This is a genomic window from Gulosibacter sediminis (genome assembly GCF_014904065.1).
GTDB lineage: Bacteria > Actinomycetota > Actinomycetes > Actinomycetales > Microbacteriaceae > Gulosibacter > Gulosibacter sediminis.
On record NZ_JACXJG010000004.1, the window covers coordinates 36,640 to 44,115 of the forward strand.

The window sequence follows — 7,476 nt, forward strand, 5'->3', positions numbered from 1 at the left end:
TGGGATCGCGGCGGTGGGCGCCGGGTTGCGTACGATTTCTCACATGTCTGGGCAGCGGGGTGGCAAGCCGAGCGCCGCGGTATATCGGCGCCGCCGGCTCGTCGCGCTTGTGCTCGCGGTGATCGTGGTCGCGCTGCTCGTCTGGGGCGTCGTCTCGATTTTCGGGGCGCTTCGCGGTGGCGGCGACGCGACGTCAACGGGCGCGGCGCCGAGCTCGACTGAGACCGCAGCACCGACCTCGACCACCAGCGAGGCCGAGCCGACCGAGTCGCCCGAGCCCACCGCATCCGAAACCCCGGAGCCGACCGACGACACCCCGGCCGTCTGTGCCGAAGGCGACGTGACGGTTACGGCCATCACCGACGCGGCGACGTACGCGGCCGACGCGCTGCCGCAGCTGTCGATGAAGCTCGTGAACACAAGCGACACCCCGTGCCGGATGGACGTGGGCACGTCGGCGCAGATCTACACGATCAAGTCGGGCGACGACACGATTTGGACGTCGACGGACTGCCAGTCCGACGGCACGAGCCAGGTCGTCGAGCTGACTCCGGCCAAGGAAGTCACGTCGCCCGTGATCGAGTGGGTGCGGGAGCGCTCGACGACTGACACGTGCGATTCCGATTCGCGGCCCGCGGCGGTCGGTGGCGGCGCGTACTACTCGCTCACGGTGTCGATCGGCGGCATCGCGTCGGAGCCAGTGTTCTTCGAACTGCAGTAGCGGCGGCGTTTAGACCGGGCGGAGGTGGTTGCCGTTGCGGTTGGCGTTGCTGCCCGGGTTCGCGTTGCCACCGCGGTCGCTATTGCCGCCACGGCTGCCGTCGCCCCCACCGCTGCGGTTCCCGCCTCCGAGCGCGAGGTTGATGGCGTTCGTGACCGTGCCGTGCTCGGGCCCGAACTGCTTGCCGTAGCCGAGCCGCTTCGCCTCGGCGAACCGCATCTTCTCGGACGAAACGTGCCGAATCTCGCCGACCAGGCTGATTTCTCCGACGACGACCGTGTTCGGCTTTGTCGGTGTGTTCTTCTGCGCCGAGCTCAACGCGACGGCGATCGCGAGGTCGGCGCCCGGTTCGGTGAGGCGCACGCCGCCGACGGTCGAGACGTAGACGTCATGACTCGCGAGCTGGATGCCGCAGCGGCGCTCGAGCACCGCGAGGATCATCGCGACGCGGTTCGAGTCGACCCCGTTCGTGACGCGGCGCGGGTTCGGCGCCTGCGAGTGCACGACGAGCGCCTGCACCTCGACGGGCAGCACGCGCTTGCCCTCGAGCGCGACGGTGATCGCCGAGCCGGCCACGGGCTGGTCGCGCTGGCTCACGAACAGCGCCGACGGGTCTGGCACCTCGACCATGCCGTCGCCCGACATCTCAAAGCAGCCCACCTCATCCGTGGGGCCGAAGCGGTTCTTCAGCGTGCGCACGAAGCGCAGCGCGGTCTGCCGGTCGCCGTCGATGTGCGCGACGACGTCGACGAGGTGCTCGAGCAGGCGTGGGCCCGCGACGTTGCCGTCTTTCGTGACGTGACCGACGAGGATCGCCGGCATGTTGCGAGTCTTCGCGGCCCGGATGATCGCGGTCGCCACCTCGCGCACCTGGCTCGGCTGGCCGGCGAGCGAGTCGATGTTCGCCGACGCGATGGTCTGCACCGAGTCGAGGATGAGCAGCGCCGGGTCGGTCTGCTCGATGTGGCCGAGCACGGTGCCGAGGTCGGTCTCGCTCGCGAGCAGCAGCGTGGGCTGCAGGGCGTTCGTGCGCTGGGCGCGCATCCGCACCTGGTTCACCGACTCTTCGCCCGAGACGTAGAGGACGCGAGCGCCGGTCGCGGCGATGCGCGACGCGGTTTCAAGCAGCAGCGTCGACTTGCCGACGCCGGGTTCGCCCGAGAGCAGGATCGCCGCGCCGGGCACGATGCCGCCGCCGAGCACGCGGTCGAATTCGCCGATGCTCGTGGGCTGGTGCTGCGCGACCTCGGATGCGGGCACCTCGGTGATCGGCACCGCCCGGTGGCGGGGCGCGAGTGCCTGCGCGCGGGCCTCGATGCCGGTGGGCACGCCCTTCTCGACGACCGTGCCCCATGCCTGGCACTCGGGGCAGCGGCCGACCCACTTGATGGATTCGTAGCCACACTCGGTGCACTCATAGGTGTTGCGCTGCTTGCTCTTCGTGGCCATGCCTCCAGCGTAGTTGCGGCCTACGACGTCGGTCGGGGCCTGTGGATGGGTGGCTTGGGTGCGTTGGGCGTCGTGGTCGGCGCTGGGTGTCCCCGACGTCCCACTTTTCGCGTGGAAAGTGGGATCTTGGCGACACTGTGTGGCCGAGGTGACCGGATGCGCGGGGCGGCACGCAGGCGCAGCTCGCGTCCGCGCATCCCGCTTTTACGGCGTCGCCGAAGCCGAAGCGCTCGCCGTCGGGCCGTCGCCGTTGTCGTGCGCCCTGGCGTCGTCGAACGTGAGCACCGTCGTGGTGCCAGGTGTGCTCGCGACGGTGAGGGGTGCATCCGCGGTCAGGGTCTCGGCCGCAAGCTCGGCCTGCACCGGGGCCATCGCGGGCAGCGTGCTCTCGGTCGAGTCGAGCGCGTCGCTCGCGAGCTGGGAGCCGGAGTTGGGCGTCCACGCGGCTGGCGCATCCGCCCCCAGGCCGTCGGGGGCGTGCAGCGAAACGGGAGCCAGCGCATCCGTCGCACCCGGATCGCGCATGTCGACGATGACGTATGTGAGCGAGCCGTCGTTGCCGTAGACGGCGTGCACCATGACGCTGCCGTCGCCGCTCACCGTGGGCGTGAGCACCTGGCCATCGGGTACCCAGCTCAGCAGCATGAGCGCGAGGAAGTTCGAGCGTCCCTCGATCACTTCGCCTGGCTCGTCGACCGAGCCGCTCGCGCACACTGGGCTCATCGGGGCGCCGCCGTCGCACGCCCCGAGCATCGAGTGAAAGGCGATGCGCTCGGCGCCGATCTCGGCGGCGGTGAACACGTAGTCGCTGGTCCAGAGCGCCTGGGCGTGCGTGCGGGAGGTCTCGTTGCCGCCTGAGCAGGAGGTCGGGCCGGTCTCTTCAAGCCAGAATGGTAGGCCGGCGTCGTCGGCGACCCCCTTGCCGAGCCCGAGGATCTTGTGCGCGCTCTCGCGCAGCGCCGGCGAGGTGAGGTTCTCGATGGTCGTCGTCGACGACTGGTTGCTCGTCGCGTCGCAGCGCCACAGCGGATACCAGTGCATCGTCACCGCGGTCTTGTTCGGCAGATCCGACTCGGTGTACGCGCGCAGCCAGGTCGTGTCGTAGGCGCCCGGGCCGGCGTAGTCCGTGCCCGGCGTCTCGGCGTCGATCGCGTCGGAGTACTCGACCAGCGCATCCTGGTAGGCGTCGGTGTCCCAGTCGTCGCCGCGCACCGCGAGGTCAGGCTGCGCCTCGGGGGAGTAGCCGTTCGGCTCATTGCCGATCGTAATCGCGAGCAGGTGTTCGCCGAACGCCGCCGTCGCGTACTTGACCATGTCGGCGGCGCGCTCGGGGTCGTTGTGGCCGAGGTCGACGACGAGCGTGACCTCCGCATCCACCGCCTCGGCGACCGCCGCGACCCGCTCGAGATCGGCCGGCGTCACCGTCGCCTCGGCCCACTCGGGCGCAGGTTCGTCGGTGCTGGTCCACCACATGCGCCGGTCGACCTTGTTGCCGCCGAAGCGCAGCACCGGGCTCTCGAGCGCGGCAAGGGTCGTCGTGAGGTTCGAGTTATCGCTGTTCCAGGCTGGGTTCGCGAGTTCGGTCGCCTCGAAGCTGAGGCCGTAGATGCCGCCCCACTCGGTTGCGTCGTCGGTGAGTTCGAAGTTCGCGGTGACCGGCGTGGCCGTGAGGTTGCTCGCGTCGGGCAGCGCAAAGTTGCCCGGGGTCGGGTCGTAACCGGGCACGATGAGCTGCTCGGCGATCGGCGGCTCGGTCGGGGTGGGGGTCGCGGCGCCGGATGCGGTGCCCGAGCCGGTCGGGCCGGTTTGGGTCGAGTCGCGGGGTGAGAAGACGATCGCGGCGATGAGCACCACGATGATGACGGCGGCGGCGGAGGCGATCCAGACGAGGCGGTTCGACGGTCGAGCGGGGGCGTTCGTTCGGTCGTGCGTCATCGAATCGTCAAAGTCCTCCGGTCTCGTGTAGCAGTTCGCGGCTACTAGCATCGTACCGAGGGCCGGTTTCGTGGGCCTGGCTGGGTGACCGCGGATGCGCTTGAAAAGTTAACTTGCGCCGACACCTAAGTTTGTGTTTACAATAGACGCTGGTGACGTGTCCGAGCGGCCGAAGGTGCAACACTCGAAATGTTGTGTGGGGGCAACTCCACCGTGGGTTCAAATCCCACCGTCACCGCCACTGAAAGCACCCCCGAGTTCCCCGTTAAATCAAGGGAACCGGGGGTTCTTCGTTTCGCCGGAACGGCGCTGTGGGCACATTTTGGGCACGCTCTGCCCACGCGGCGCCCGCACTCACGACCCTTGACCTGCCGCATCCGCTTTGCGATGATCGTCGCATCGACACCGCTGTGAGGTCCAAACGCGTCATCGCGATCGCCACCGGCATGGCCATCGTCATGATTGCGGTGTTCTGGATCTTCTCCTCCGGCTGGTCGCTGCGTCTCACCTTCGTGCCCGGCGTCGTGCTCGCCTATGCGCTGCTGCTCTTCACTGTTGCGCGCAAGGCGCCCGAGCCGGAGCGCATCCTGCCCGCCTACCTCGTCGCGGTCGCGATGCAGATGCTGCACTTCGCTGAGGAATACGCGACCGGCTTCTACGAGCAATTCCCCGTGCTCTTCGGCGGCGCGCCCTACGCACCGAGCACGTTTGTCATCTTCAACATGTGCGCCTACTTCGCCTTCGTGCTCGGCGCGATTATGCTCTATCAGAAGGTGCGCGAGCCGATGCTCATCCCGCTCTTCTTCATTACCTACGGAGTCATCGGCAACGCCGTCACCCACGTCATCTTCGCGATCATGGTCGGCGGCTACTTCCCGGGGCTCTACACGTCGCTCCTCTACTGGGTGCTCGCGCCGATCCTGCTGCGTGGGCTGTGGCGCGGCACGCGATAGGGCGTGCTGCGACGCCAACGGGCCCCGGAGTTTGTCAGCGGATCGCGAGTAGCCGCCGAGAAACAGGTGCCCGAATGCACCGGATACGCGCCGTTTGGTTGTGCGGGCGATGTGGTCGCCGAGGGAGAAGAGATCGCCGTCCTAAAACTGGCGGGTCGCAGGTTCCCGGGGTACTTTGGTACCACTCACGAGGAGAAACCACTATGGCTGGCAGGCTTGCCCCTATCAAAGTGGACAGCGAGACTGACACCCTGATTTCGCACGCTGCTCACTTCCTGCGATCGTCCAAGAAGGACGTGGTTGACGTCGCGGTGCGCGAATACATCGAACATCACCGCGAGGAAATTCAAACGGCCGCGCTCGAGGCGCTGCGCACGCTCGACGCTTCCACCCAGAGTGCCGTGCAGCTCCTGACGGGTGCCAGCGACGATGAACTTGAGGAGCTTCGTGGTTTCGACGACTGAGATCGTGTCGGTGGCTCCTTGTACAGTGACGGTCTATGACACCTGTGCGCCCGACCAAGCGATGCCTGGATGATCTCGGGGAGGCAGGCCGGCCTGGGAGTCTTCGAGACAACGAAGGCGGCCTACCGGAGGCCCAAGGGCAACAGAGGAGGGAAAGCAAGAACCGTGGTGGCTGCGGCTTCGCTGGCGCCCACTGTGGCCCGCCGTGATCGACCAAGTACTGTGTGGTCTTTCCAATTCTCCTCCACCTCCCCTTCCTCTCCAGCCCGCTGGCGGCCTGGCTTCATAAATTCGCGACCTCCTTGGCCTTCGCTGTGAGTCCTTCAGATCCTGAGATCTCGGGTGATCCAGTTTCCGATCTCGCGCCTGATCGAGTTTTCGATGTCGTAACCGTCGAACTCCTTGTAGAGACGGTGGACCACATCGGAAGGCATGTTGGGAAGTCGTTTTTCTTTCAGAAGCAGAGAGCGCTTGGCCCGCCCCATGAGGTAGCCGAGTTCGAGCGAAACATTGGGGTTGAAGTCTCGCTTTTCAATGTCTTCGAAGACTGCAACACCGTACTGGCAGCCGGTGAGGTAAACCTCGATGTTTGTCCAGACTTCGCCGGTGTAATCCCGGTCATCAGCTCTGACTGCGTTGAGGCCGTGGTCCGCGAGCCCCGCGACGATGGCGCTGTGAATCTGCTGCATCTGATTTGATTCGCTGAAGCGCATCATGATGAATACATTCCGGCTGGGTTCGGGATGATCTTCGAGGAACTTCCGCAGGTATGGCTCCAGATGGCGCACATGCTCGATATCGCCAAGCTTCCCCAGAGCGTTCATAGTCTCAACTTCTTTAGCGTGGGCCAGCGCTGCCGCTTCAATCTTGGCGGTACGCTTCGGGTCTTTCGGAAGTGGGAGCGAGAGCACGGCACTGATTTCCCAACCGAGCTGGTTCTTGAAGAGGTCGACCATGGCAGCGGCATCGTAGTGCTGATTGGGTTCGTCTAGCCAGCTGAGGTGCGCCACCCCCGTCGCTGGCCCGGCACCAACCAGGACCTGCTGGCTGTCTCGGAGTGCTACCAATGAGAACGGCCGGAAGAATGGAGATGCATGTGGGGGTAATCCTTGGATGGAGAGAAGACGCGAGACGGTATCGCCGAATTCGTCAAGTAGCGCGCGCACATCTTGCTGCGTTGCATTGTCCATGTCCCCGCCACCGGTACTCACTCCGGGCCACTTAAGTCCCACTCTTGCCGCCTTTCTCGTTTTGTCACGAGCCTACCGGCCACATCGGGCAATCGGCTCAGTTCTTGCTCGACCGTGCAGGGGATCAATTCCTGAAACCGCGATCCATCGCCGCGCTCCTGTTAAAGCTCTGCAGTGCCTGAGGCACTTCGCGCACCGGCATTCTCCAAGAATGCTGCGTACTGGACAACTCACCGCAGAGCGCTTGTTGGCAGGCGAACGTTCTGGAAAGTCGAGCCCCCACGCGCTCTGAGCTGCCCGTTTCTCCGATGGTTGGCTTCGGTTCTGCTTGCGGCCAGTCATGCTGCCGGAGACGGTATCTACGGCTACCCAACGGTTTGAAGTCTCGGAATTGCTTGCCCGCTTGTCCGGTAGAAACTAGTCGAGCGTCGCCGACCACTGTGAGTGATTCGTCATTCAGCAGTCTGCTGATGTGAATATTTGTGCTTGCCAAAGGTACGCGAAGCCTCATGTCATTGGCGATAACCAATCAAAGGAACAGGGTGCATACGGTAAGTGTCAAGGAGTAGGAACTCGGCCTTTGAAGCCCGGACCTAGCAGCGTGTCGGGTACGAGGTGGCCGAAGGCGACCTCTTCCCCTTTGACTGGTGGCTCCGCCTCACGTTCGTGCCCGGCGTCGTGCTTGCTTACGTGTTGAAGTCCTCGCCGACGGGCGATTGATACTGGCCACTACCGCCCGGCATCGGGACTGCTGCACGAGTAGG

Annotated in this window: 6 protein-coding genes and 1 tRNA gene; 4 read left to right on the forward strand and 3 right to left on the reverse strand. The window is 65.4% G+C overall.

Annotation, left to right across the window (positions count from 1 at the left end; translation table 11 throughout):
- The first annotated feature begins 43 nt into the window (after positions 1 to 43).
- Positions 44 to 721 (forward strand): hypothetical protein, encoded by a 678-nt coding sequence (locus tag ID132_RS01730; protein ID WP_193127710.1) that lies wholly within the window; start codon positions 44 to 46, stop codon positions 719 to 721.
- Between the two features lie 9 nt (positions 722 to 730).
- Here the strand turns inward: ID132_RS01730 and radA are convergent, their stop codons facing one another.
- Both radA and ID132_RS01740 read right to left on the reverse strand, forming a co-directional pair.
- Complete coding sequence (radA, locus tag ID132_RS01735; protein WP_193127711.1) at positions 731 to 2,170, reverse strand: DNA repair protein RadA; 1,440 nt, start codon at positions 2,168 to 2,170, stop codon at positions 731 to 733.
- 204 nt (positions 2,171 to 2,374) lie between these two features.
- Complete coding sequence (locus ID132_RS01740; RefSeq protein WP_193127712.1) at positions 2,375 to 4,105, reverse strand: hypothetical protein; 1,731 nt, start codon at positions 4,103 to 4,105, stop codon at positions 2,375 to 2,377.
- Between the two features lie 151 nt (positions 4,106 to 4,256).
- Between ID132_RS01740 and ID132_RS01745 the strand changes: the two genes are divergently transcribed.
- The 3 genes from ID132_RS01745 (at position 4,257) to ID132_RS01755 (ending at position 5,522) form a co-directional block, all read left to right on the forward strand.
- Positions 4,257 to 4,346, forward strand: a tRNA-Ser gene (locus ID132_RS01745).
- A gap of 169 nt (positions 4,347 to 4,515) precedes the next feature.
- Positions 4,516 to 5,058, forward strand: coding sequence for an HXXEE domain-containing protein (locus tag ID132_RS14590; RefSeq protein ID WP_193127713.1), 543 nt, complete (start codon positions 4,516 to 4,518; stop codon positions 5,056 to 5,058).
- Positions 5,059 to 5,261: 203 nt separating this feature from the next.
- Entirely contained in the window at positions 5,262 to 5,522 is a 261-nt protein-coding gene (locus ID132_RS01755) for a hypothetical protein (protein WP_193127714.1), read from the forward strand.
- A gap of 323 nt (positions 5,523 to 5,845) precedes the next feature.
- Here ID132_RS01755 and ID132_RS01760 read toward each other — a convergent pair whose 3' ends face one another.
- Complete coding sequence (locus tag ID132_RS01760) at positions 5,846 to 6,712, reverse strand: hypothetical protein (RefSeq protein WP_193127715.1); 867 nt, start codon at positions 6,710 to 6,712, stop codon at positions 5,846 to 5,848.
- Positions 6,713 to 7,476: the final 764 nt, after the last annotated feature.